The organism is Arthrobacter sp. AFG7.2 (assembly GCF_002892835.1).
In the GTDB taxonomy this organism is placed as follows: Bacteria; Actinomycetota; Actinomycetes; order Actinomycetales; family Micrococcaceae; genus Arthrobacter.
In genome coordinates, this window is record NZ_PJMB01000012.1 from 1 (window position 1) to 21964 (window position 21964).

At 66.0% G+C, this 21964-nt stretch carries 22 protein-coding genes; 12 read left to right on the forward strand and 10 right to left on the reverse strand.

From position 1 onward, the window contains the following. The first annotated feature begins 204 nt into the window (after positions 1-204). A complete protein-coding gene (locus CXX84_RS16785) occupies positions 205-1260 on the forward strand; it encodes a DNA polymerase IV (protein ID WP_102977975.1) in 1056 nt (351 codons plus the stop codon). Between the two features lie 119 nt (positions 1261-1379). Here the strand turns inward: CXX84_RS16785 and CXX84_RS16790 are convergent, their stop codons facing one another. Continuing rightward, positions 1380-1556: a CsbD family protein gene (locus CXX84_RS16790; protein ID WP_102977867.1), complete on the reverse strand. Its 177-nt coding sequence runs from the start codon at positions 1554-1556 to the stop codon at positions 1380-1382. A gap of 134 nt (positions 1557-1690) precedes the next feature. Between CXX84_RS16790 and CXX84_RS16795 the strand changes: the two genes are divergently transcribed. From CXX84_RS16795 to CXX84_RS16815, 5 genes are all read left to right on the forward strand, one after another. Further along, on the forward strand, positions 1691-2149 hold the full coding sequence (locus CXX84_RS16795) for an SRPBCC family protein (protein ID WP_102977868.1): 459 nt from the start codon (positions 1691-1693) through the stop codon (positions 2147-2149). Continuing rightward, a complete protein-coding gene (locus CXX84_RS16800) occupies positions 2149-2814 on the forward strand; it encodes a pentapeptide repeat-containing protein (protein ID WP_411266224.1) in 666 nt (221 codons plus the stop codon). The genes CXX84_RS16795 and CXX84_RS16800 overlap by 1 nt, the downstream gene beginning before the upstream one ends. Positions 2815-2951: 137 nt before the next feature. Beyond that, complete coding sequence (locus tag CXX84_RS16805) at positions 2952-4178, forward strand: thiolase family protein (RefSeq protein ID WP_102977976.1); 1227 nt, start codon at positions 2952-2954, stop codon at positions 4176-4178. Next, the gene (locus CXX84_RS16810; protein WP_102977870.1) at positions 4178-4984 is read left to right on the forward strand and encodes an enoyl-CoA hydratase/isomerase family protein; all 807 of its coding nucleotides are present in this window, start codon (positions 4178-4180) and stop codon (positions 4982-4984) included. Before CXX84_RS16805 ends, CXX84_RS16810 begins: the two co-directional genes overlap by 1 nt. A 5-nt stretch (positions 4985-4989) precedes the next feature. Then, positions 4990-5874, forward strand: a complete 885-nt coding sequence (locus CXX84_RS16815; protein ID WP_102977871.1) for a 3-hydroxyacyl-CoA dehydrogenase family protein — start codon at positions 4990-4992, stop codon at positions 5872-5874. Here the strand turns inward: CXX84_RS16815 and CXX84_RS16820 are convergent. Further along, on the reverse strand, positions 5871-6104 hold the full coding sequence (locus CXX84_RS16820; protein WP_102977872.1) for a DUF6480 family protein: 234 nt from the start codon (positions 6102-6104) through the stop codon (positions 5871-5873). The two genes, CXX84_RS16815 and CXX84_RS16820, sit on opposite strands and share 4 nt — an antisense overlap. Positions 6105-6181: 77 nt before the next feature. Here CXX84_RS16820 and CXX84_RS16825 point away from each other — a divergent pair, with 77 nt between their 5' ends. After that, positions 6182-6790 (forward strand): GNAT family N-acetyltransferase, encoded by a 609-nt coding sequence (locus CXX84_RS16825; protein WP_102977873.1) that lies wholly within the window; start codon positions 6182-6184, stop codon positions 6788-6790. Here the strand turns inward: CXX84_RS16825 and CXX84_RS16830 are convergent. Further along, entirely contained in the window at positions 6787-7656 is an 870-nt protein-coding gene (locus CXX84_RS16830; protein ID WP_189337632.1) for an SGNH/GDSL hydrolase family protein, read from the reverse strand. The two genes, CXX84_RS16825 and CXX84_RS16830, sit on opposite strands and share 4 nt — an antisense overlap. Positions 7657-7753: 97 nt before the next feature. On the opposite strand from CXX84_RS16830, the gene CXX84_RS16835 reads away from it, so the two are divergent. After that, complete coding sequence (locus CXX84_RS16835) at positions 7754-8473, forward strand: tyrosine-protein phosphatase (protein ID WP_102977875.1); 720 nt, start codon at positions 7754-7756, stop codon at positions 8471-8473. Then, positions 8470-11046: a trypsin-like serine protease gene (locus tag CXX84_RS16840; protein WP_102977876.1), complete on the forward strand. Its 2577-nt coding sequence runs from the start codon at positions 8470-8472 to the stop codon at positions 11044-11046. The genes CXX84_RS16835 and CXX84_RS16840 overlap by 4 nt, the downstream gene beginning before the upstream one ends. Before the next feature lie 34 nt (positions 11047-11080). Here CXX84_RS16840 and CXX84_RS16845 read toward each other — a convergent pair whose 3' ends face one another. Further along, the gene (locus CXX84_RS16845; RefSeq protein WP_102977877.1) at positions 11081-11533 is read right to left on the reverse strand and encodes a PaaI family thioesterase; all 453 of its coding nucleotides are present in this window, start codon (positions 11531-11533) and stop codon (positions 11081-11083) included. A gap of 198 nt (positions 11534-11731) precedes the next feature. Between CXX84_RS16845 and paaZ the strand changes: the two genes are divergently transcribed. Beyond that, entirely contained in the window at positions 11732-13843 is a 2112-nt protein-coding gene (paaZ, locus tag CXX84_RS16850) for a phenylacetic acid degradation bifunctional protein PaaZ (RefSeq protein WP_102977878.1), read from the forward strand. Between the two features lie 79 nt (positions 13844-13922). Here paaZ and CXX84_RS16855 read toward each other — a convergent pair whose 3' ends face one another. The 5 genes from CXX84_RS16855 to CXX84_RS16875 form a co-directional block, all read right to left on the reverse strand. Next, the gene (locus tag CXX84_RS16855; protein ID WP_102977879.1) at positions 13923-14228 is read right to left on the reverse strand and encodes a hypothetical protein; all 306 of its coding nucleotides are present in this window, start codon (positions 14226-14228) and stop codon (positions 13923-13925) included. A 4-nt stretch (positions 14229-14232) separates the two neighbouring features. Beyond that, a complete protein-coding gene (locus CXX84_RS16860) occupies positions 14233-15345 on the reverse strand; it encodes a S1C family serine protease (protein WP_189337633.1) in 1113 nt (370 codons plus the stop codon). Between the two features lie 72 nt (positions 15346-15417). Further along, positions 15418-16038 carry a TetR/AcrR family transcriptional regulator gene (locus CXX84_RS16865; protein WP_102977978.1) on the reverse strand — a complete coding sequence of 207 codons (621 nt, stop codon included), beginning with the start codon at positions 16036-16038 and terminating at the stop codon, positions 15418-15420. A 134-nt stretch (positions 16039-16172) separates the two neighbouring features. Continuing rightward, complete coding sequence (gene paaK / locus CXX84_RS16870) at positions 16173-17528, reverse strand: phenylacetate--CoA ligase PaaK (protein ID WP_102977880.1); 1356 nt, start codon at positions 17526-17528, stop codon at positions 16173-16175. A 6-nt stretch (positions 17529-17534) separates the two neighbouring features. Further along, positions 17535-18008 carry a hotdog fold thioesterase gene (locus tag CXX84_RS16875; protein WP_102977881.1) on the reverse strand — a complete coding sequence of 158 codons (474 nt, stop codon included), beginning with the start codon at positions 18006-18008 and terminating at the stop codon, positions 17535-17537. A 175-nt stretch (positions 18009-18183) separates the two neighbouring features. Here CXX84_RS16875 and pta point away from each other — a divergent pair, with 175 nt between their 5' ends. Next, positions 18184-20262 carry a phosphate acetyltransferase gene (pta, locus tag CXX84_RS16880; RefSeq protein WP_102977882.1) on the forward strand — a complete coding sequence of 693 codons (2079 nt, stop codon included), beginning with the start codon at positions 18184-18186 and terminating at the stop codon, positions 20260-20262. Positions 20263-20328: 66 nt separating this feature from the next. On the opposite strand, the gene CXX84_RS16885 is transcribed toward pta, so the two are convergent. Beyond that, positions 20329-20628 carry a hypothetical protein gene (locus tag CXX84_RS16885; protein ID WP_102977883.1) on the reverse strand — a complete coding sequence of 100 codons (300 nt, stop codon included), beginning with the start codon at positions 20626-20628 and terminating at the stop codon, positions 20329-20331. Positions 20629-20770: 142 nt separating this feature from the next. Between CXX84_RS16885 and CXX84_RS16890 the strand changes: the two genes are divergently transcribed. Continuing rightward, entirely contained in the window at positions 20771-21931 is a 1161-nt protein-coding gene (locus CXX84_RS16890; RefSeq protein WP_102977884.1) for an acetate kinase, read from the forward strand. Positions 21932-21964: the final 33 nt, after the last annotated feature.

Genomic DNA, 21964 nt, shown 5'->3' on the forward strand with positions numbered 1-21964 from the left:
CGGTACCGTGCCAAACCCGCAGCGCCCGGAGTCCCGCCCGCCGCCGGTATCAACCACAAACAAACCAACCAGCTGTCACAAACAGCTTGATATATACCGGCGGTCCAGCGACCCGGCACCGTTTCGGCGATTACGACGGCGGCCGGCCGGAAGGTGGTGCGGAGCGTCCGGGCGGGGCAAACTGGGCTTGTGGGCGAACCGTGGGTGCTGCATGTGGACCTTGACCAGTTCATTGCAGCCGTCGAAGTGCTCCGCCGGCCCGAGCTCGCGGGCAGGGCGGTGATCGTTGGCGGCCGCGGCGATCCTGCCGAGCGCGCAGTGGTGTCCACGGCCTCCTATGAGGCCAGGGCGTTCGGCGTCGGCTCCGGAATGCCACTGCGCATAGCCGCACGGAAGGTCCCTGACGCCGTCATCCTGCCCGTGGACCAGGAAGCCTATCTCGCTGCCTCCGGGGAAGTGATGTCAGTGCTGCGCGCCCGGCCGGGCGCCACGGTCCAGGTGCTCGGCTGGGATGAAGCGTTTGTTGGTGTGGAATCGGAAGATCCGGAGTCCTTCGCCCGGGACCTGCAGCACGCCGTGCTTGAAAAGACCCGGCTGCACTGCAGCGTCGGCATCGGCGACACCCTGGTCCGCGCCAAAGTAGCAACAACGTTCGGCAAGCCCGCCGGCGTTTTCCGGCTAACGGAAGCCAATTGGCTCGAGGTGATGGGAAGCCGGCCGACGATCGAGCTGTGGGGCGTGGGAACGAAAGTGTCGGCCCGTCTTGCCACGCTGGGCATCACAACTGTCGCGGACCTTGCCGCTGCCGATCCAGACGGGCTGGTCCCGGAGTTCGGCCCGAAAATGGGGCCTTGGTATGCCCAGCTTGGGCGGGGGGACGGCGCCCGGACGGTGGACGACACCCCCTGGGTGGCACGCGGGCACAGCCGGGAAACAACCTTCCAGCAGGACCTGACGGAACCCGGGCAGATCGACGACGCCGTGAGGGAGTTGGCTGCCCACGTCCTGGCAGACGTCGCGGCCGAGGGACGGCCTGTTGTCGGACTGACGCTGAAAGTCCGTTATGCACCCTTCTTCACCAAGACCTACGCCCGGAAAATCCCGCGGACCGCCGACCCCGCGGAGGTGCTGGCCCATGCCCTGGACCTGGTGGCAAAGATGGAGCCGGGCCGCCCCGTCCGGCTCCTTGGCCTGCGGGCCGAGATGGCGATGCCGGAAGACTCCCGGCAGGGGCACACGCCCACCCGCAGCGGATGGTGAGGGTGCCCGGTCCTTATCGCTGGCCCTGGCGGCACAACAGAACGGCGGCGGATCCCTGAGGATCCACCGCCGTTTCGCTCTGTTACAGCCCGGTTCAGCCGGGCTGCCGCAGGAAGAGGCTAATCGCGCTTGAACTCGTCCTTGACGCTTTCGCCGACCTTCTTCGCGTCAGCCTTGACCTGGTCGGTCTGGCCTTCCGCCTTCAGCCGGTCATTGTTGGTGGCATTGCCGGCTGCTTCCTTGGCCTTGCCGCCCATGTCTTCCGCTGCGTTACTGATCTTGTCTCCGAGGCCCATGGTGGTGGCCTCCTTTCGTTTCCGATGATCAAACAGTGCATTTTCACACTAACACGAAGCATGCTTACTAATTCACCCCCGTCGTGAAGCCCGGATCCTGTGGATTGCCGGAGTCGGGGGATAGGCTCGAAGCCATGGACCACAGCATCAGCCTTACCCAGCACATCAATGCTTCGCCGGACAAAGTCTGGTCCGTCATTACGGATATTCCCGGCTCACCCGCCACCCTGTCAGGAGTGGAATCGGTCCAGCTGCTGACGGACGGCCCTTACCGGGAGGGCACCCGCTGGAAGGAAACCCGCAAAATGATGGGCAGGTCCGAAACCGTCGAAATGTGGGTGGCACAGACTGACCCGCCGCGCGCCACCACCGTCAAAGCCGTCCAGGGTGGAGCCGATTACAGCACGCGTTTCAGCCTTGCCCCGGATGGCGGTGGCACGGACCTCACTGTGACGTTCGGGGCGGAGGTCCTGAAGCCGACTGCCGCCACCCGCATCATGATGGCCGTCTTCGGGAAACTGGGGATGGCTGCCACCCGCAAAGCGCTGGCAAAGGACCTGACGGAAATAGCGGCCAAGGCGGAATCACTGTAGTGGCTGCGCACCCTCCCAAAGCCGGCGCTGCGAAAATCACCGCGCCGGTCCGGCTGGAAAATCTGACGGACCAGCCGGCGCCGGACTTCCACCGCGGTGAACGGTACGACGGCGGCCGGTACAGCCGGTTCGAGGCCAACGGCCTGGACCTGGGCGGCACGGACTTCGCAGAGTGCGAGTTCCAGGGAGTGTCCTTCAACGACACCCAGCTCCGCGGCTCCACCTTCCGGGACTGCATCCTGGGCGAGCTGTATGCGCCGGTGTTCACAGCGTCGCGGTCCACGTGGCGGGACGTTGAGTTGCGGAACCCGCGGCTTGGTTCGGCTGAGCTGTACGAGAGCGGCTGGCACTCGGTCCGCATCGACGGCGGCAAGCTGGACTTCCTCAACCTCCGCGGCGCCAAGCTTGCCGATGTCCTGATCAGCGACTGCATCATCAACGAGCTGGACCTTGGCTCGGCCACTGGAACGCGGGTGGCCCTGAAGAACTGCACCATCGGTTCCCTGGATGTCAGCGGGGCAAAACTCAAGGACTTTGATCTCCGCAGCTCAGAGTTCCGCAACATCAGTGGCCTCGGCAGCCTGGGTGGCGTGGTGATTGATGAGTACCAGCTGGGCCTTTTGGCGCCCCTTCTGGCAGCCCACCTGGGGCTAACTGTCCTCTAAGCCTTCCAGCCTTCGGATGCTGTATCCCTAACGGACCGCTCCCGTGTACTATTTACAGAACGAACGGTCGGTAAGTGGAGGAATCCGCTGTGCCGGGCGCCGATGACAGTGCCGTTTATCGCGTGAAGGGTGTTTCCATGGCTGCAACCGCAGGTCCGCAGGCTTTCCTGGTTGGCGGAGTACGAACGCCGGTGGGCAAGTACGGCGGGGCGCTCTCCTCTGTCCGCCCCGATGACCTCGCAGCCCTGGTGCTCCGCGAGGCCGTGAACAGGGCGGGCCTCGATGCGGACAGCATCGATGAGGTCATCCTGGGCAACGCCAACGGAGCCGGTGAAGAGAACCGCAACGTTGCCCGCATGGCCACCCTCCTTGCCGGGCTGCCCCTCCACATCCCCGGGATTACCGTCAACCGCTTGTGCTCATCCGGCCTCAGCGCCATCATCCAGGCCAGCCACATGATCAAGGCCGGCGCTGCGGACATTGTCATCGCCGGCGGTGTGGAATCCATGAGCCGGGCGCCCTGGGTCCAGGAGAAGCCCGCCACCGCCTTCGCCAAGCCGGGGCACATTTTTGACACCTCCATCGGCTGGCGCTTCACCAACCCGCACTTCCAGCACGGGGAGCTGTCCCGGGACGGCAAGATGACGTACTCCATGCCGGAGACTGCCGAGGAGGTGGCCCGCGTGGACAACATCTCCCGCGACGACGCCGATGCTTTCGCCGTGCAGTCCCACCAGCGCGCGCTGGATGCGATTGCCGCCGGGCGGTTCAAGGACGAAATTGTTCCCGTCACCGTCAAGACCCGCAAGTCCGAAACCGTGGTGGACACGGATGAAGGCCCCCGCGCGGACACCACCCTGGATGTTTTGGCCGGACTGAAGCCGGTGGCCCACGGCGGCTCCGTGGTGACGGCTGGCAACTCGTCGTCCCTTAACGACGGTGCATCGGCCATCATCGTTGCCTCCGAAGCAGCCATCGAAAGGCTCGGGCTGACTCCCCGGGCCCGCATCATCGACGGCGCCTCGGCGGGCTGTGAACCGGAAATCATGGGCATCGGCCCGGTGCCGGCAACCCAGAAGGTGCTCAAGCGGAGCGGCCTGAGCGTCGGTGACCTTGGCGCCGTCGAACTTAACGAAGCCTTTGCCACGCAGTCCCTCGCCTGCATCCGGCGCCTTGGCCTGGAGCAGGACATCGTAAACAACGACGGCGGGGCTATCGCCCTGGGGCACCCGCTGGGTTCCAGCGGGGCGCGGATCGCCATCACCCTCCTGGGGCGGATGGAGCGTGAGGACGCCAGGGTGGGACTCGCCACCATGTGCATCGGTGTGGGCCAGGGTACCGCGATGCTGCTGGAGAAGGTCTGATGCCCGGCGCCGTCGACCTGGCAGCGGAGAAGTTCCACGCGCTCCTGGTTGAGGAACGCGGCGACCGCGTGGTGGTGCTGTTGAACCGGCCCGAGGTGCGCAATGCGATCGACCAGCAGATGGTGGACGAGCTGCACACGGTCTGTACCGCGCTTGAACAAAACCCCAAGGTGCTGATTATCGCCGGCGTCGACGGCGTGTTCGCGTCCGGGGCGGACATCGCCCAGTTGCGTGAGCGGCGCCGGGACGATGCCCTGCAGGGCATCAACTCCACCATCTTTGTCCGGATCGCCAAGCTGCCCATGCCGGTCATTGCCGCGCTTGACGGGTACTGCCTGGGTGGCGGGGCGGAGCTGGCCTATGCGGCGGATTTCCGGATCGGGACCCCGGGCGTCCGCATTGGCAACCCCGAAACCGGACTGGGAATCCTGGCAGCGGCCGGGGCCAGCTGGCGGCTGAAGGAGCTCGTGGGGGAGCCGGTGGCCAAACAGATCCTCCTGGCGGGGCAGGTCCTGACGGCGGATGAGGCGCTGGCCGTTAACCTCATGACAGAGATGCATGAACCATCGGCTCTTATGGACGCGGCGCACAACCTGGCGGACAGGATCGGACGCCAGGACCCGCTGGCGGTCCGGATCACCAAGTCCGTGTTCCACGCCCCCGCGGAAGCGCACCCCTTGATAGACCAGCTGGCCCAGGGCATCCTTTTCGAATCCGAGGCCAAGTTCGACCGGATGCAGAAGTTCCTGGACAAGAAGTCCGGCAGGAACGCGGACGCCAAGGCCACTACCGAGACCGGAGAATAGAACTGATGAGCATCCCCGAATTTTCCCCCGGGCTCCCCTCGCGGGTAGGCGTCCTGGGCGGCGGCCGCATGGGCGCCGGAATCGCCCACGCCTTCCTGGTCAAGGGTGCTGACGTCCTGGTCGTGGAGCGCGACGACCAGTCCGCGGAAGCGGCCCGGGAGCGGGTGGAGTCAGCCGCTGCCAAGAGCATCGAACGTGGCATGACGGACGCCAACCTGGACGAGATGGCCTCCCGGCTCACTGTTGGCGTGGATTACGACGCTTTCGCGGACCGGCAGCTGGTGGTGGAAGCCGTCCCCGAGGACTGGGACCTGAAAGTCACCTCGCTGCGCGGCATCGAGGAGCGGCTGGCCGATGACGGCTGCCTTGCCTCCAACACGTCGTCATTGTCGGTGAACGGGCTGGCCCGGGAGTTGAAGCGCCCCGAAAACTTCCTGGGCCTCCACTTCTTCAACCCTGTTCCGGCCTCAACCCTCATTGAGGTGGTGCTCGGCGAACACACGTCACCAGAACTCGCTGCCGCGGCCAAGGGGTGGGTGGAGGCACTCGGCAAGACAGCCGTCGTCGTCAATGATGCCCCGGGGTTCGCGTCCTCACGCCTTGGCGTGGCCATCGCGCTGGAGGCGATGCGCATGGTGGAGGAAGGGGTTGCCTCTGCCGGTGACATCGACGCCGCCATGGTGCTGGGCTACAAGCACCCCACCGGTCCGCTGAAGACTACAGACATTGTGGGGCTGGACGTCAGGCTCGGGATTGCCGAATACCTGCACTCGACGCTGGGGGAGCGGTTCGCCCCGCCCCAGATCCTCAGGGACAAGGTGGCCCGGGGTGAACTGGGGCGGAAGACCGGCAAGGGCTTCTTTGACTGGCCCAGCAGCAACGCAGGCTAGTCGAAGAATCCGACGATGTAGCCGATGAAGTAGAGCAGCGAGAGCAGGACCACAACCGCGATCATGCCAATCCAGAAGAACTGCGTGCTCTTCTTGGTCCCGTGCTCGTCATGGCCCTGGGTTGTGGTTGTGGATGCTTCACCCGGCGGAGTTTCCCCCGGCGGTACGCCGCCTCCGGGTTCCAGGCCAGTAATCTTGTCTTCTTCCGGGTCCGGATTGCTTCCTGACACAATAACTCCCTATATCTCGCCGTCCTGGTGCTTTTCCCAGCGTAACCGCCACAGGTGGTTGCACCTAGGCTGGTGCAGTGGCTTACCTTGAACCCCTTACCCTTACCGGCCGTTATGTAACCCTCGAGCCCTTGTCCGGAGAGCATCATGACGGGTTGGTGGCCGCGGCACGCGACGGCGAACTCTGGCGGCTCTGGTACACCTCGGTCCCGTCGCCGGAAGGGATGGCCGCGGAGATAGAGCGGCGCCTGGCACTTCAGGAGCAGGGGTCCATGCTGCCGTTCACCACGCGCCTCGTGGATCCTGCCACCGGCGGACCCGGCAGGGTCATTGGCATGACCACCTACATGAATATCGACGCCGGTACGCCCCGGGTGGAGATCGGCTCCACCTGGAACGCGGCGTCAGCCCGCGGAACCGGGACCAATCCGGACTCCAAGCTTTTGCTGCTGCGGCACGCGTTTGAGACTCTGGGCTGCCCGGCAGTGGAGTTCCGCACCCACTGGCTGAACCATCAGTCGCGGGAGGCCATTGCCCGGCTCGGGGCGAAGCAGGACGGCGTGCTCCGCAGCCACTCGCGGTCCCGCGATGGACTCCTGCGGGACACCGTGGTGTTCTCCATCCTGGAGCACGAATGGCCCATGGTCCGGGCGGGCCTGGAGTACAGGCTCGCCCGGCGCGGCTAGGAAACCGAGTAGGCGCCGGCGGCGCTCAGGGCCGCGAAGTACGCCTCGTAGCCGGCCTCATTGGGGTGGAAGTTATCCGGATCAACGGGTTCGCCCGGACCGGAAGGGATCAGGTTGATCCATGGATCCGGCGATAAGGCGCCGTGGCCGAGGAAAACCGGCCGCACATCAACAAACTGGACGTCGGGGTCATCCTCAGTGGCGGCATTGGCGGCAGCCGCCGCGGCCAGGATGTTTCCGTTAAGGAGGTCAGACAGTTGCGTCGCCTGGTAGATGAACTGCCCTGCCGGGTCGGTCCTGCCCGCTTCGATGGGATCGAGGAGGTAGGGATAGCCGGTGAGCACGATCTTGGCATTGGGCGCTGCGGCCTGCACGCTCCTGATCATCGAGAGCAGCTCGCTGTACAGCTGTCCACCCTGGAGCTTCGCCGTTGCACCGGTAATGGCAGTGTTGCAGGCCTCGCCCGGGGTGGCCCCCGTAAGTGCCGCGGCGCATGCGGTGATGATGGCGCCGAAGCCGATGTTGTTGCCGCCGGCGGTGATGGTGACGAGCTCGGTGCTCTTGTTCAACTGACGGAGCTGGTCGCTCACCACCTCCTGGGTGGTCTTGCCGCTGCAGGCCGCGTTAACCACGAGCTTGATCGCCTTGGACTCGTCAGCCAGCTCGGAATACGCGTTTTCGCTGCGGAAGCAATCATCCAGGTACGGCCCGGCGCCCTGCCCGGAGGCAAAGGAATCTCCGAGGGCGATGTATTTGGTCTTGTCCGCCGCCTGGGCGGGCGCTGCAGCCAACCCCGCCGCCATGGCGAGGGCCGCGAAGCCGGCAGCAAAAGCCGCGTGGCGCCGTCGTACTGTTGTGTTGACCATAAGGGTTCCCCTTTGAACGGCGGAAGAAGGCATACAGCAAACACCGTACTCCAAGTAAGGGGTGCGACTCCTGTGGCCACTGTGATTAGCTGTCCGGATGAAGAAACCCCGCAGCTCCGTGGACTGGGATGGTGCTGTCAACGCGTGGCACGTGGCCGGCGACGTCTACCGGATGGGCCGGCGTGAATGGGTCACGGAGGCGGGCTGGCGGCAGATGTACGACGACGGCGTCCGCACAGTGATTGATCTGCGAAACCCTGCAGAGGCCCGGCGCCGGGACACCGACCCCGTGGTGGGCGGGGCGGCGTGGTCCGGGATGGTCCTCGTTTCAGCGCCTACGGAGGAACCTGGTGATCCCCGCTTCACAGCACTGACCGGCCCCTACCTCAACGATCCTGCCCACTATTCGGAGAACGCGCGGCTGTTCCCGGACAAGCTGGTGGGAGTCTTCCGCGAGTTGGCGGCCGCCTCGCCCCGGGGCGGCGTGCTGTTGCACTGTGCTGCAGGCCGTGACCGCAGCGGCCTGGTGGCCGCGATGGTCCAGGATCTTGCAGAGGCCCCGGACGCAGACATTGCCGACAGCTACCGTCGCGCAGCCGGCGGCATCAACGAGCGCTACCGTACGCACGGCCCGCCCCACGACCGTGAACGCTATGTTGAAGAAGCCGAGCTGGCACCTCTGCTCGAGCAGCGCGGACTCGCAGTTGTGGAGTTTGTCCGGGAACTGGACACCCGTGCTTTCTTGCTGCGGCACGGCCTCAGCCCTGCTGAGCTGGACGCGGTGCTGTCCCTTTGCGGAACCGGGGTGTCACGATGAGCGCCGGCAGACTGGTGAACGGCGGCAATCTGCGGCGTTTGCTCTCGTTTGGCGCTGCCACCGGCGTGCTGGCTGCGTCCGCCTACGTGGCTGTTCCCGCCTGGGCGGCGGGGAGCGATAGCGAAACTGAGGCCACCAGTCCGGCCGCAAGCACCATAGCAAGCCCGGGAACGGAGGCCCCGGCGCCCGCAGCTTACGGCGTTTCCGCAACTGGTCTCGCGGATGCCGTCCAGCGCGACCTCGGCGTCACCCCGGAACAGTTCGACGCGGCGGGGGAGCTGGGTGTCCGGGCAGAGGCTGCCGCAGCGGCGCTCCGCGCCGTGCCTGGCTATACGGGGATCCGGGTGGAAAACAACAAAATCATCGTGACGGGTTTTGGAGGCGAACTGCAGGCAGCCATGCACGCGCTCGCCGCCGGCGCTCCAGGCCTTCCACTGGAGCTGGAAGCGCCAGCTGCGCCTGAACCAACAGCGTCCGCATCCCCAGCGCCCGGGTCCGAACGTGCTGCCAGCACCGAACAGCTTTTCCACGCCTACGTGCGCGACGTCGGTATCACGGGCCTGCAGGCGGTGGTCAGCACTGGTTCGAGTTTTGTCATCAGGACCGGGGGCGTCAACACGCCGGAGTCGGCAGGCGCGGCCGCTCTGTCCGTCACTGGTTCAGAGGCGACAGAAACGGGCACCGGGAAGGTCTCGGCGTCCGAGTTCGTGTCGAGGTACACAAACGTCGAACTGGCACCGGGAGCCCCCTTGAAGCCGGAAGCCGATGTCCCGGGCGGGGTGGGTTATGCAGCGGACAGCGGGTGGATTTGTTCGACTGGTTTCTCCGCGTTCACTCCGGCGGGCCTGCCTGCCGTCCTGACCGCTGGGCACTGTGGCGAGGATGGGGCATCGAAGACCGCTGACCTGCTGCTCCAGGGAGTGCGGGCAGGCTTGCTGGGCAGCTTCGAGTTCAGCCAGTTTGGCGGATCGGGCAACACCCCCGTGCTGCAACCCGGTAACGGCACAGACCCCGGGAACGCAGGAACGGACCTCGCGGTCATTGGTGCCCTCCGCGCGGATCTGGACCCGCTCCCCGCAGCTACCACATGGGGCAACCAGACTGCCCCGGGACCTGACGTCAAAATCATCGGCGCGGCTGCCCCGGTGATTGGCATGGACGTGTGCCGTTCCGGCTGGCGGACGGGATGGTCGTGCGGCACCATCAGCGAGGTTGGGATTTACCTCATTGAGGGGACCAACTATGCACAAGACAAAAAGGATCTACGGGCCATCAGGGGCTTCGTGTCCTTGGATGTGCAGTCGGCCGGCGGCGACTCCGGCGGCCCCTGGATCAGCGGAAACTTCGCAGTGGGTATCCATTCCGCCGGAGAAAGCGGAGGGGCCCAGAACTTCGCCCTGGCAGCCACCCTGCAGGATGCACTCGAGGTGCTGCCCGGGTACCAGCTGGAAGTCTTCCTCAACAAACCGGCACTGACTTCGCCCGCGCCTGGCGAAAGCGTGCAGGCAGGCCAAGCCATCGCCGGACAGGTTCCCGTGGAGCCGGCCTCTGCCTCGGGTACCGCCGTCCGCATCAGCCTGCCCGGCCATGAAACCTTTGACGTGCCCGTCGACAAAGCAGGCAATTGGAGCTTTAACGCTCCGTGGACTGCTGGCCCGTTGACCTTCCAGGCTGAAACGATGAACGGCTCCAGCCGCTCCGGGGCCGCGTCGCTGACGGCAGACGTTGCGCCTGCACCCCTGGCTGCCCCCACCATCGCGGCTCCTGCGGGTCAGCCCCTGACGGAGTTGACCACCCTTTCCGGCACGGGCGCTCCGGGTGCAACCGTGACCGTGTCAGGTGACGTGGCGGGCTCCGGAACAGTAGGCCTGGACGGGCAATGGACGGCCAGCGTGGCAGGTACGGCAGCTTTCGGCAATGTGACGGCCAACGCTGTGCTGTCCTCGCCGGGAACGGCCAACAGTCCTGTTGCCACAGCAACGGTCCAGGTAACGCCTCCGCGTCCGGTCATTGCAAGCATCAATGACGGGCAGCATTTCCGCCAGGACAACCTGCCGCACACCATTTCCGGCAGCGGTGCCGAAGGGGCAGACGTGACCGTGTCGATCGACGGGAAGCCCCTCTCCGGCTTCACATCAGGCGGCCAGGCCGGCTCCCGGTCGGCGGCACCTGCCCTGGTTCCGCTGGAGCTGGTTGCGGGCGGAAGCTGGCAGGTTCCCTTCCCTGGCGGACTGGCCCCCGGAGCCCACACGATTTCCGTAATCCAGGCCATGGATGGACTCTCCTCGGCAACGGCCACCGCATCGTTCGTCCTTGACCCCGCTCCGCAGCCCTCCGCGGACGGCCCGCCTGCGGACGGCCCGCCCGCCGTCGGCGTGACCCCGCCCGGCAAAACCCCTCCTGCCGACCCCGCCAATACCGGAGGCAACGGCGACCGGAGGAATGCCGGCAACCTGGCTTACACCGGCCCGTCCGCGCTTCTCCCCGCGGCTGGTACCGCCGCAACCGCAATTGTGGTCGGTGCCGTGCTGATGGCGCTGGTCCGCCGTCGGACGCTTGGGACCCGACGCTGAGGTTTGGACAAGCTCAACAACCCGGCCAGACGGCTCATCTTTTGTGGCGCCGCATCAGCAGGTTGGTGATGCGCAGGGTGCAAAGCCGCTGGCCCGCCTCGTTGGTGATGAGCACCTCGTGGGTGGTGAGCGTGCCGCCGAGGTGGATGGGCGTGGCCGTAATGGTGATCTGCCCTTCCCGGGCGGACCGGTGGTGGGTGGCTGACACGTCCACCCCCACCGCCGTCTTCCCGAGTGTGCTCGCGTGAATGACCGCTGCCCAGGAACCCACGGCTTCGCCTACGGCCAGCGACGCCCCGCCGTGCAGCAGGCCGAAAGACTGCCGGTTTCCCTCCACAGGCATGGTGGCGACTACACGCTCCACCGACTCCTCGAGGATTTTCACGCCCATCTTCTCGTCCAGTTCGCCAAGGGTGATCTTCCACAGCTCCTTGTCGCTGCCGTCGTGTTCTTCGCTGGCTGTATCGTTCGGCGGTGGGGTGCTCATCTGCTCTCCTTCGGCGCGCCGGCACATTTGCGCCGGCCATTGTCGCGTTGCCCATTACTGTAGGCGGCCTTCCGGTGTGCACCCGCCTTCTAGTGTGCAGCGGGGCACATTCATGTATGGTAAATATATTACCGAACGGACGGTCAGTAATCTTGTGGCCGCTTCTGTCTGCCCCTTTGTTGGAAGGACCCGTCAACGATGACCACCACAGCCACAGCTCCCCAGGGCACGGTCGACACCGTGGAGACAGTGCCCAGCTTTATCCAGGACTCCTGGTGGACTCCGGACACCGGAGCGGCATCGTCCGCAACTCCTGTCAGGGACGCCAGCACGGGGGAGATCCTGGCCAAGGTGAGCACCGAGGGGCTGGACCTGGGCGCCGTCGTGGACTACGGCCGCACCACCGGCCAGCTGGAGCTCGGCCAGTTCACCTTCCACCAGCGCGCCCTCAAGCTCAAGGAGCTCGCCCAGTACCTGAACGCCCGGCGGGAGCACTTCTACACCTTCTCCGCCCAGACCGGCGCCACCAAGATTGACTCGATGATTGACATCGACGGCGGCATCGGCGTCCTTTTCACCTTCGGCTCCAAGGGCCGCCGCGAGCTTCCCAACTCCCAGGTGGTTGTGGATGGCCCCATGGAAGTGCTGTCCAAGGACGGGTCCTTCGCCGGTGAACACATCTACACCCGCATCCCGGGCGTGGCCGTGCAGATCAACGCGTTCAACTTCCCCGTCTGGGGCATGCTGGAGAAGTTTGCCCCCGCGTTCCTCGCCGGTGTTCCCACCATCGTCAAGCCCGCCACCCCCACCGGGTACGTGGCCGCCGCCGTGGTGAAGGCCATTGTTGAATCCAACATCCTTCCCAAAGGCTCGCTGCAGCTGATCTCCGGCTCCGTCCGCGGGCTGCTGGATGTGCTGGACTACCGTGACCTGGTAGCTTTCACCGGCTCGGCTTCCACTGCGCTGTCCTTGAAATCGCACCCCAATGTGGTCCAGGGCGGTGTCCGCTTCACCTCCGAAACGGACTCGCTGAACGCCGCCATCCTGGGGCCGGACGCCGTGGAAGGCACTCCGGAATTCGATGCCTTCGTCAAGTCCGTGGTCACCGAGATGACGGCGAAGGCGGGTCAGAAGTGCACCGCGATCCGCCGCGCCATCGTGCCGCAGGAACTGGTTTCCGCCGTATCCGCGGCCATCGGCAAGCGCATCCAGGAGCGTGTGGTCCTCGGTGACCCGCGCGCGGAGGGCGTCACCATGGGAGCACTGGCCTCAGTGGAGCAGCTTGAGGATGTCCGGGCCGCTGTCCAGACCATGCTCGACAACGGCGGTGAGCTCGCTTACGGAACACTCGAAACGCCGTCGGTCACGTCTGCGGACGGTTCCACCGGCGTGGTGGATGGCGGCGCGTTCATGGCGCCCGTCCTGCTGAATTGGCAGGATCCCGAAGCGGAGGAAGTCCACTCGCTGGAAGCATTCGGTCCCGTTTCGTCTGTGATCGGGTACAAGGACCTTTCCGACGCCGTCCGCCTCGCCGCCCGCGGCGGCGGCTCCCTGGTGGCCTCGGTCTGCACCAACGATCCGTCAGTGGCGCGCGAACTGGTGACCGGTATTGCCGCGCACCACGGCCGTGTCCTGATGCTCAACCGTGAGGACGCCCGCACCTCCACCGGGCACGGTTCGCCGGTGCCGCACCTGGTCCACGGCGGACCCGGGCGCGCCGGCGGCGGGGAAGAGCTCGGTGGGATCCGTTCAGTGATGCACCACATGCAGCGCACCGCCATCCAGGGCTCCCCGAACATGCTGACGGCCGTCACGGGCGTCTGGCACCCCGGCGCCGACCGCAACTTCACCGTGGACACCGAGGGAACCCACCCGTTCCGGAAGCCGCTGGAGACACTGCGCATCGGCGACGCCGTCCGCTCCGACCTGCGCCAGGTGACTTTGGAGGACATCACCGCCTTCGCCCATTCCACCGGCGACACCTTCTACGCCCACACCAACCACGAGGCAGCGGAAGCCAACCCGTTCTTCCCGGGCATCGTGGCCCACGGATACCTGCTGCTGGCCTGGGGTGCCGGCCTGTTCGTGGAGCCTGCTCCGGGCCCGGTCCTTGCCAACTACGGACTGGAAAACCTCCGGTTCATCACTCCCGTTGCCGCCGGGGACTCAATCCGCGTGACGCTCACTGCCAAGAAGATCACGCCGCGCGAAACTGACGAGTACGGCGAAGTGGCCTGGGACGCGGTCCTCACCAACCAGAACGAAGAGATCGTGGCCACCTACGACGTCCTGACCCTCGTCGAGAAGTAAAACCCTTCGGCGAACAGCAGGGGCGCCCCGGACTGAACTGGTCCGGGGCGCCCCTGCTGTTTCCTCTGCGGCTAAAGCGTCAGGACTCGGCGCCGCCATGCAGGCCGTCGTCGCTGCTGTCATCCTCCGGGCCGGTGCCGTGCCCGCTTTCACTCTGGTCCGAAAGGTCCATGTTGCCCCTGGCTTCGGTCATGGTGGGCCCGCCGGAGGGGACACTGTAGGTGTCCGGGCGGATGCCGTGGGACTGTTCCTCGATCAGGGCCTGCTCTTCGCTGAAGCGGATCACGTTGGCCTCGTCTCCGGCATCGCCGGGGATGTCCTCGCGGACCTTTGAGGGATCCGGAATGATGTATCCGGCGTCTGCTTCGTCTTTGGGGTGGCTCATGTTCTTACCTTCCTGTGGGGGTGTTACTTGTGGGCCGGGCGATGAGGTCCGCCTTGAGGTCAAGGCTCTGGTCCTGCCGCTTGACCTTGAAGCCTACGGTATCGCCGGGGTTGCGGTTCCGGAGTTCAGCCAGGAGCTTCTCGGGGGCGTTCAGCTCCACACCTTCCATGGACTCCAGGACGTCGCCGGGGCGGATGCCTGCGCGTCCCGCGGGGCCGTCCTCGTCCACTGCCAGGACCACGACGCCGGTGCTTGCCTCGATGCCCAGCTGGCCGGCGATCTGGGGCGTCAGTGCTCCCGGGGTGAGGCCCAGGTACGCGTGCTCGGCAGTGCCGTCGGCCAGGAGTTCCTCGGCAACCTCCACTGCGGTGGCGGCGGGAATTGCGAATCCGAGGGCAACGGCGCCGGCAGACGGAGGAATGTAAGCCTCGCTGATGCCGATGATTTCGCCGCGCATGTTGATGACCGCCCCGCCCGAATTGCCCGGACTGATGGGGGCATCGGTCTGGATCAGGTCCACCAGCGACAGGCTGTTGGAGGCGGAGCCGGGAATGGAGCGGTGCAACCCGGAGATGATGCCGGCGGTTGCCGTGTTTTCGAAGCCGAGCGGCGAGCCCAGCACCACGGCACCTTCGCCGACGCGCGGCAGGTCGGTCTGGTACACGGGTTTGGGCAGGCCGGTGCGGTCGGCCTGCACCAGGGCCAGGTCTGTCACGGGGTCGGTGGCCTTGACCGTTCCCTCCACCCGCTGGCCGTCAGCGAAGGCGACCTCCACGGTGGTGTTGCCACGGATCACGTGTTCGTTCGTGAGGACGAGGCCGTCCTCGGAATAGACCACCCCGCTACCCAGGCCGCCTTCGGTGAAGATGGTCACCACGGACGGTGCGAGGTTCTCCACGAGCTGGGGGATGTCGGCTGCAGCGGCCGGTGCGGGGGCTGCGGCGGTGCTGGCGGCAGTGGCAGTGGACGTTGAACCGCTGGCGGCGGACCCGTTGGGTTCCGGCGGAGGGGAGCCCGTGCAGGCGGTGAGGACCACGGAAGCGCCCAAAAGTGCGGCTCCCGCTGCCGTGCGGAACCGGTGCGAACGCGGTGGTTCGTTGCTGGTAGCGGTGCTCATACGCGGCCTCCTGCGGATCCTCGGGCTGGTCCTACCACCGTAGCCGCGGAACCACGAAAATACCAAGCAGCCTTAGTATTTTGCTGCGGGCTCCGTGGAGTGCAGGCCGTCGAAGGCCATGGTGATGACGTCGTCGGCCAGTCGTTCCGGTGACAGCGAGCCGCCGGGCTTGTACCACTCCACGATCGAGTTGATCATGCCGAACAGCAGGCGGGTGACGGTCCTCGGATCGATGTCCTGGCGGAGGGAGCCTTCGTCGCGGGCGGCGGAAATAAGGCCAGCCACCTTGTGGTCGAACGTGCGGCGGCGTTCCAGCGCGTCCCGCTCAATTTCGGTATTGCCGCGCAGGCGAAGGAGCAGCGTAACGAACGGCAGCCGGTCCACCAGGACCGCCACCGTTTGGCGGAGCACGAACTCGAGGCGCGCATCGGCTGCGCCTGAGGTTGCGGCGGGCTCCTCCAGAATGGACTCCAGGCCGCCCAGCGCATGGTCCAAAGCGAGTTTGAGGAGGTCGCCCTTGGAGGGCACATGGTGGTAGATGGCAGACTTGGAGATGCCAAGGTTGTCCGCGAGGATGCCCATCGATGTTGCGTCGTAACCGTGCCGGTTGAAGACGTCGACGGCGATGCGCAGTACCGACTGCTGGTCGTATCCGGGGCGGCCGCGCTTGGTGGGTGTATCTGTGCTGGACATACCGGCCATTTTCTCATGAACGTTCGGTAATTAACGCTATTGATGTTCGGGGACCTTGGACCCTGCGGTGCGGAAACATGACAGGTGGCCGGGGCGTGGGTCCCGGCCACCTGTGAGTTTTTCGGCGTGGGCTGCTACGCCTTGGGCCGCATATCGTAAATCCTGCGCAGCTTGCCGTTGGACCGCTCCAGCGAGCCGGGGTCCACCACGTCCACAGTGCAGGAAGAACCCACGTGGATCTTGATCTGCTCCTTCAAGGTGCGCGCCGCCGTCGAAACCTGCTCAATGCTGACGGTTTCCCGGCGCTCGATCTTCACCGTCATCTGGTCCATCCGCTGGCCTTCGGGACGGGTGAGCTCCAGCTGGAAGTGCGGGCTGAGCTCCGGGATTCGGAGGGCAATTTCCTCGATCTGTGACGGAAAAACGTTCACCCCGCGGAGGATGATCATGTCGTCGCTGCGGCCGGTGATGCGTCCCATCCTGCGGTGTGCCGGGCGGGCCGTGCCGGGGAGCAGCCGGGTGAGGTCCTTGGTGCGGTACCGGATGATGGGCAGCGCTTCCTTGGTGAGCGAGGTGAACACGAGTTCGCCGTGCTCGCCGTCGCGCAGGACGTTTTCCTTGCCCACCTCGGGGTTGAATGCATCGATGATCTCGGGGCGGAAGTGGTCCTCCCAGATGTGGCTGCCGTCCTGCGTTTCCACTGCTTCGCCGGCCACGCCCGGGCCCATCACCTCGGACAGTCCGTAGATGTCGCAGGCTTTGATGTTCATGGTGACTTCGAGCTCGTGCCGCATCTCCTCGGTCCACGGCTCGGCGCCCAGCACGGCGTACTTCAATGAGGTGGAGGCGGGGTCGATGCCCATGTGCGCCATGGCGTCGGCGATGGTCAGCAGGTACGTGGGGGTGGCCAGGATGGCGTCCGGCTTGAAGTCCTGGATCAGCTGGATCTGGCGCTCGGTCTGCCCGCCGGAAATGGGAATCACGGTGCAGCCCAGGGCTTCAGCGCCGGCGTGCGCACCGAGCCCGCCGGTGAACAGGCCGTAGCCGTAGGCGTTGTGGACCTTCATGCCGGGGCGGATGCCGGAGGCGCGGAAGCTGCGGGCCACCAGCTTTGCCCAGTCCGCGAGGTCCTGTTTGGTGTATCCCACCACCGTTGGCCGCCCCGTGGTTCCCGAGCTGGCGTGCACGCGGGCCACTTCGTTCTGCGGGACGGCGAACATGCCGAACGGGTATTCCTCGCGCAGGTCGTCCTTGGTGGTGAACGGGAAGTTGCCCAGGTCGTCCAGCTCGCGCAGGTCGTTGGGGTGGATGCCGGCGTCGTCGAACTTGCGCTTGTACAGGGGTACACGCTCGTACGCGTAGGCAACGGTGTGCTGGAGGCGGCTCAGCTGGAGGGCTTCAAGCTCGTCCCGGGAAATGGTCTCTTCGCGGTCCAGCCCGGCGTCGGTTGCTGCAACAGCGGCGGGGGTTTCGGGGGCATGCAGGGTCATTGTTTCCTACTTCTTGGGGATGGTGCGGCTGCGTCCGCGGAACTCGGCAACGAGCTCGCCGGGCTGGGCAGGGGTGGGCTGGCCTGGTTCGGAAGCCTGCCCATCCCCGGCGAAAATCTGGATGTCGTACAGGCCGCTGCGGCCCGCGCTGGAGCGGCGGTCCGCTACCGCTGTGAGCACCTGGCCGCGGAAGGCAGGTTTGAGGAAATTGATGTCGACGCCGGAGGCCACAGTGATGCTGTTTTCCTCCCCGGGAGCCGGCACGGCAGGGTTGCACGCGAGGGCGAAGGCGGTGTCACCGAAGGCGAAGATCATTCCGCCGTGGGCCATGCCGAAGCCGTTGAGCATTTCCTGCCGGAGGGTCATCCGGATGGTTGCATGCCCGTCGCTGAGGGCGAGGACCTGGATTCCCATCCACTCGGAGGCGTAGTCGTTCTCCAGTATCTGGTGTGTGGGCCCCGAAAGGGTGGTTTCAGCCATGCGTCATTGCCTCCAGCTTTATTTACCGAATGTTCATTAGGTAATCCCATGTAGGGGTCCCGTGTCAAGAGCCCGCGTGCCCATCACCACACCGGCTGCCGGTGGAATGCCTGCGGAAACCGCCGGGGAAGGTGCAAGGATGGAGGGACCGGCACCAGCACACAAAGGGCGGACCATGGCCAAAGGCATCTATGTCAGCGCAACCACTCCAGGCTCAGGCAAGTCACTCGTGGCCCTGGGTTTGGCGGACACCCTCCACCGTCATGCGGACAGGATCGGCTTCTTCAAGCCCGTGGTCCACGGCCCGGACGCTGCGGCTGATCCCATGGTGGCGCTGATGAAGTCCCGGTTCGCGCTGGAGGACGACCGGTGCCGCGGCGGCCTGACCTATGAAGAGGTCCGGTCGCTCCTTGCAGAAGGAAACCGGGCCGAGATCGATGCCCGCTGCGTGGAAATCTTCGCGGAGATCTCGCGGAACTGCGATGTGGTGATCGTGGAGGGGACGGACCTGGTTGGCCAGGACTCCGCCGTCGAGTTCGATCTCAACGCCCGGCTGGCCAACAACCTAGCCACGCCCGTGGTTGCCGTCGTGGGCGCCAAAGGGCGGACAGTGGCCGAGGCCGTTGCCGCCGTCGAGGTAGCCAGGAAAGAACTCGCCGCCGAACGGTGTGCGCTGCTGGCCATCATGGTGAACCGGGCAGACCCGGAGGACCTGGACGCCATTGCCGCCGCCGTGAAGCCCGGTGCCTCCAAGCGGCCGGTGTACATCCTGCCCGAGCTGGAGGAGATAGCGCGGCCCACCACCGGTGAAGTGGCTGCTGCCCTGGGTGTCCGCCAGATTGCCGGGCGGCCGGACATGGAGCGCGACGTGAAGGACATCAAGGTTGCGGCCATGAACGTGGGCAACTTCCTGAACGTGCTCGATGAGGGCGCCCTGGTGATTGTCCCGGGTGACCGGGCGGATGTGATGGTGGCGTGCCTGGCTGCGTCCTTCTCGCCCGAATTCCCGGTGGCCTCCGCCCTGATCCTCACCGGCGGGCTGGCGCCGGACGCCAACATCTACCCGCTCCTGGCCCAGGCCCCGTTCCCCGTGTTCGCCGCGGGCGAGGACACGTACACCACGGCCCGACGGGTCTCGGAGGTCCGGAGCGAAATCTGGTCGGGGCACCGCCGCAAGGTGGCCTCCGCCCTGGGGCTGTGGTCCCGCCGGGTGGATGAAACAGAGCTGATGGAACGGCTGCACCTGCCCCGCACCGAGCGGATGACGCCGCTGCGCTTCCTGCATGACCTCATTGAGCGGGCCCGTTCGCAGCGCCGGCACGTGGTGCTGCCCGAGGGGACGGATGTGCGCATCCTCCGGGCGGCGGAAATCCTGCACCGCCGCGACGTCTGCGACCTTACCGTGCTGGGACCTGAATCGGACGTCCGGGAACTGGCTGCCGCCAACGGCATCGACCTGTCCGGGATCACCGTCGTTGACCCCGCCGCGTCGGACCTGCGGCTGAAGTTCGCGGAGAAGTACGCGGAACTTCGGGCGCACAAAGGTGTGGACCTGCCGAAGGCCCTGGAAATCATGCAGGACGTCAGCTACTTCGGCACCATGATGGTCCAGCTGGGCGTGGTGGACGGCATGGTTTCCGGTGCCGCCCACACCACGGCGCACACCATCCGTCCTGCGCTGGAGTTCGTGAAGACGCGCCCGGGAGTGAAGATTGTATCCTCGGTGTTCCTGATGCTTATGCCGGACCGTGTGCTGGTGTACGGGGACTGTGCCGTCAACCCGGACCCGAATGTGGAGCAGCTGGCCGATATCGCCCTGGCCTCAGCGGAGACCGCCGTCCAGTTCGGGGTGGAACCGCGGGTGGCCATGCTGTCCTACTCAACGGGCGGATCGGGCGCGGGGGAGGCCGTTGATGAAGTGCGGCAGGCCACCGAACTGGTCCGCCAGCGCCGCCCGGACCTCGCCGTTGAAGGTCCCATCCAGTACGACGCCGCCGTGGACGCCTCCATCGCGGAGTCCAAGATGCCGGGGTCCTCGGTAGCCGGGCAGGCCACCGTGTTCATCTTCCCGGACCTCAACACCGGCAATAACACCTACAAGGCGGTGCAGCAGAGCTCGGGTGCGGTGGCCGTCGGGCCTGTCCTGCAGGGGTTGCGGAAACCGGTCAACGACCTCTCCCGTGGCTGCACCGTGGAGGACATCGTCAATACGGTGGCCATTACGGCCATCCAGGCCCAGGCACCCGCTTCCTAGCCAGCCTTGCCGAAACAAAGGACGACGCCGGACCCGCTTGGGTGCCGGCGTCGTCCTTGGTTTGGGTCAGCTGTTGTCCGGTTTGGCCAGGCTTTCCGGGTCCTCCTGCTTGGCCGCCTCGTCGGACAGGCCCTGCGGGGTGAGGTCCAGGTCTTCGGTGTTTTCGGGAGCTTCCGGCGCCTCACCGGTTTCGGCGGCCTTGGGGTTGCCGGTGTCGTCCAGCGCGGGGTTGGCACCCTCGACGCCGGTGGGGTCCTTGGTGCCTGAGCCGGAATCTGTATCCGCCTGCGGATCCAGCGGAGCGGTGCTGCTGGATCCTGTGTTGGTGGGGTCGTTCTCGTCGATCGAAGTGGGCTCGTTCGTCATGGAAGTGTCCTCTCGGGCGCGGGTCCTGCCTGTCCGCCGACTCTAGGCGCAGCACGCCCCGGTCCGCAAGAATCCCGCAGCCTGCCACGCCCAACCTATAGTGGGGTTTGAACCGCAGAAGCAAGGCTCAGGAGGCCCCCACATGCTCGTGCTCGTCATCAACTCCGGCTCGTCCTCCCTCAAGTACCAGGTCCGGGACGTTTCTGCCGGCAGTGTCCTGACTGAGGGGCTGATCGAAAAAATCGGCATGGGCAACGGCGGCGACGGGGACGGTGAAATTGAGGGCCCTCGGGACCACGCAGAAGCCCTGGAGCTGGTGGACGCAGCCATCCACCGGGAACTTGGCGACCTGGAGCTGGGCGCCGTGGGCCACCGGGTGGTGCATGGCGGTGAGCGCTTCGCGGAGCCGGTGCAGATCGACAACGAGATCACCCGCGCCATCGAGCGGCTGAACCCGCTGGCGCCGCTGCACAACCCGGCCAATGTCCTGGGCATCCGCGCGATCACCAAAAAGTGGCCGGACATGCCGCAGGTGGCCGTCTTCGACACCGCTTTCCACCGCACGCTGCCGGAGCACGCCTGGCGCTACGCCGTCCCGGACGAGCTGTACACCAACCACGGCATCCGCCGCTACGGTTTCCACGGCACGTCCCACGAGTACGTCACGCGCCGCGCCGCGGCACTGCTGGACCTGCCCGTGGAGGAGTTCGACGGCGTGATCGCCCACCTGGGCAACGGCGCCTCAGTCACCGCTATCCGGGGCGGCCATTCGGTGGACACCTCCATGGGTTTCACCCCGCTTGAAGGCCTGGTGATGGGAACGCGCTCCGGAGACCTGGACCCCTCCATCCTGGTCTTCCTGGGCAGGGCAGGCTGGACGCCGGAGGACCTGGACACCATGCTGAACCGGGAATCCGGGCTGAAGGGGCTGGCCGGCAACAATGACATGCGGTCGGTGGTGGAGGCAGCGGAGTCAGGCGACGCCAAAGCCGCGACAGCGCTCGCGGTCACGTCCTACCGGCTGGCCAAGTACATCGGCGGTTACCACGTGGCTGTGGGCGGAGCGAAGGCGCTGGTGTTCACGGCCGGAATCGGCGAGAACTCGCACCAGTTCCGTGCCCTGGTGGCGGACAGGCTCGGCGCCCTGGGAATAGAGCTCGACGCCGGCCTGAACGCTGAGCGGTCCAGGGAGCCGCGGGTCATTTCCACGCCACAGTCCGCCATCCCTGTCCTGGTCATCCCCACGGACGAGGAACGCGCGATCGCGGAGGCGACTGCCGCCGTCGTCTCCCCGGCAGGCTAACCGACGCTCTCTCACTTTCGGTGGGGTTTTCCG

Excerpts from the sequence above, each read along its gene's own strand:
- CXX84_RS16885 (WP_102977883.1), bottom strand. The coding sequence starts at position 20,628 with ATGACGAACGAGCCCACTTCGATCGACGAGAACGACCCCACCAACACA.
- CXX84_RS16810 (WP_102977870.1), top strand. The coding sequence starts at position 4,178 with ATGCCCGGCGCCGTCGACCTGGCAGCGGAGAAGTTCCACGCGCTCCTG.
- CXX84_RS16835 (WP_102977875.1), top strand. The coding sequence starts at position 7,754 with ATGAAGAAACCCCGCAGCTCCGTGGACTGGGATGGTGCTGTCAACGCG.
- pta (WP_102977882.1), top strand. The coding sequence starts at position 18,184 with ATGGCCAAAGGCATCTATGTCAGCGCAACCACTCCAGGCTCAGGCAAG.
- paaZ (WP_102977878.1), top strand. The coding sequence starts at position 11,732 with ATGACCACCACAGCCACAGCTCCCCAGGGCACGGTCGACACCGTGGAG.
- CXX84_RS16855 (WP_102977879.1), bottom strand. The coding sequence starts at position 14,228 with ATGAGCCACCCCAAAGACGAAGCAGACGCCGGATACATCATTCCGGAT.
- paaK (WP_102977880.1), bottom strand. The coding sequence starts at position 17,528 with ATGACCCTGCATGCCCCCGAAACCCCCGCCGCTGTTGCAGCAACCGAC.
- CXX84_RS16830 (WP_189337632.1), bottom strand. The coding sequence starts at position 7,656 with ATGGTCAACACAACAGTACGACGGCGCCACGCGGCTTTTGCTGCCGGC.
- CXX84_RS16865 (WP_102977978.1), bottom strand. The coding sequence starts at position 16,038 with ATGTCCAGCACAGATACACCCACCAAGCGCGGCCGCCCCGGATACGAC.
- CXX84_RS16840 (WP_102977876.1), top strand. The coding sequence starts at position 8,470 with ATGAGCGCCGGCAGACTGGTGAACGGCGGCAATCTGCGGCGTTTGCTC.
- CXX84_RS16795 (WP_102977868.1), top strand. The coding sequence starts at position 1,691 with ATGGACCACAGCATCAGCCTTACCCAGCACATCAATGCTTCGCCGGAC.
- CXX84_RS16875 (WP_102977881.1), bottom strand. The coding sequence starts at position 18,008 with ATGGCTGAAACCACCCTTTCGGGGCCCACACACCAGATACTGGAGAAC.
- CXX84_RS16890 (WP_102977884.1), top strand. The coding sequence starts at position 20,771 with ATGCTCGTGCTCGTCATCAACTCCGGCTCGTCCTCCCTCAAGTACCAG.
- CXX84_RS16790 (WP_102977867.1), bottom strand. The coding sequence starts at position 1,556 with ATGGGCCTCGGAGACAAGATCAGTAACGCAGCGGAAGACATGGGCGGC.
- CXX84_RS16860 (WP_189337633.1), bottom strand. The coding sequence starts at position 15,345 with ATGAGCACCGCTACCAGCAACGAACCACCGCGTTCGCACCGGTTCCGC.
- CXX84_RS16845 (WP_102977877.1), bottom strand. The coding sequence starts at position 11,533 with ATGAGCACCCCACCGCCGAACGATACAGCCAGCGAAGAACACGACGGC.
- CXX84_RS16805 (WP_102977976.1), top strand. The coding sequence starts at position 2,952 with ATGGCTGCAACCGCAGGTCCGCAGGCTTTCCTGGTTGGCGGAGTACGA.
- CXX84_RS16815 (WP_102977871.1), top strand. The coding sequence starts at position 4,990 with ATGAGCATCCCCGAATTTTCCCCCGGGCTCCCCTCGCGGGTAGGCGTC.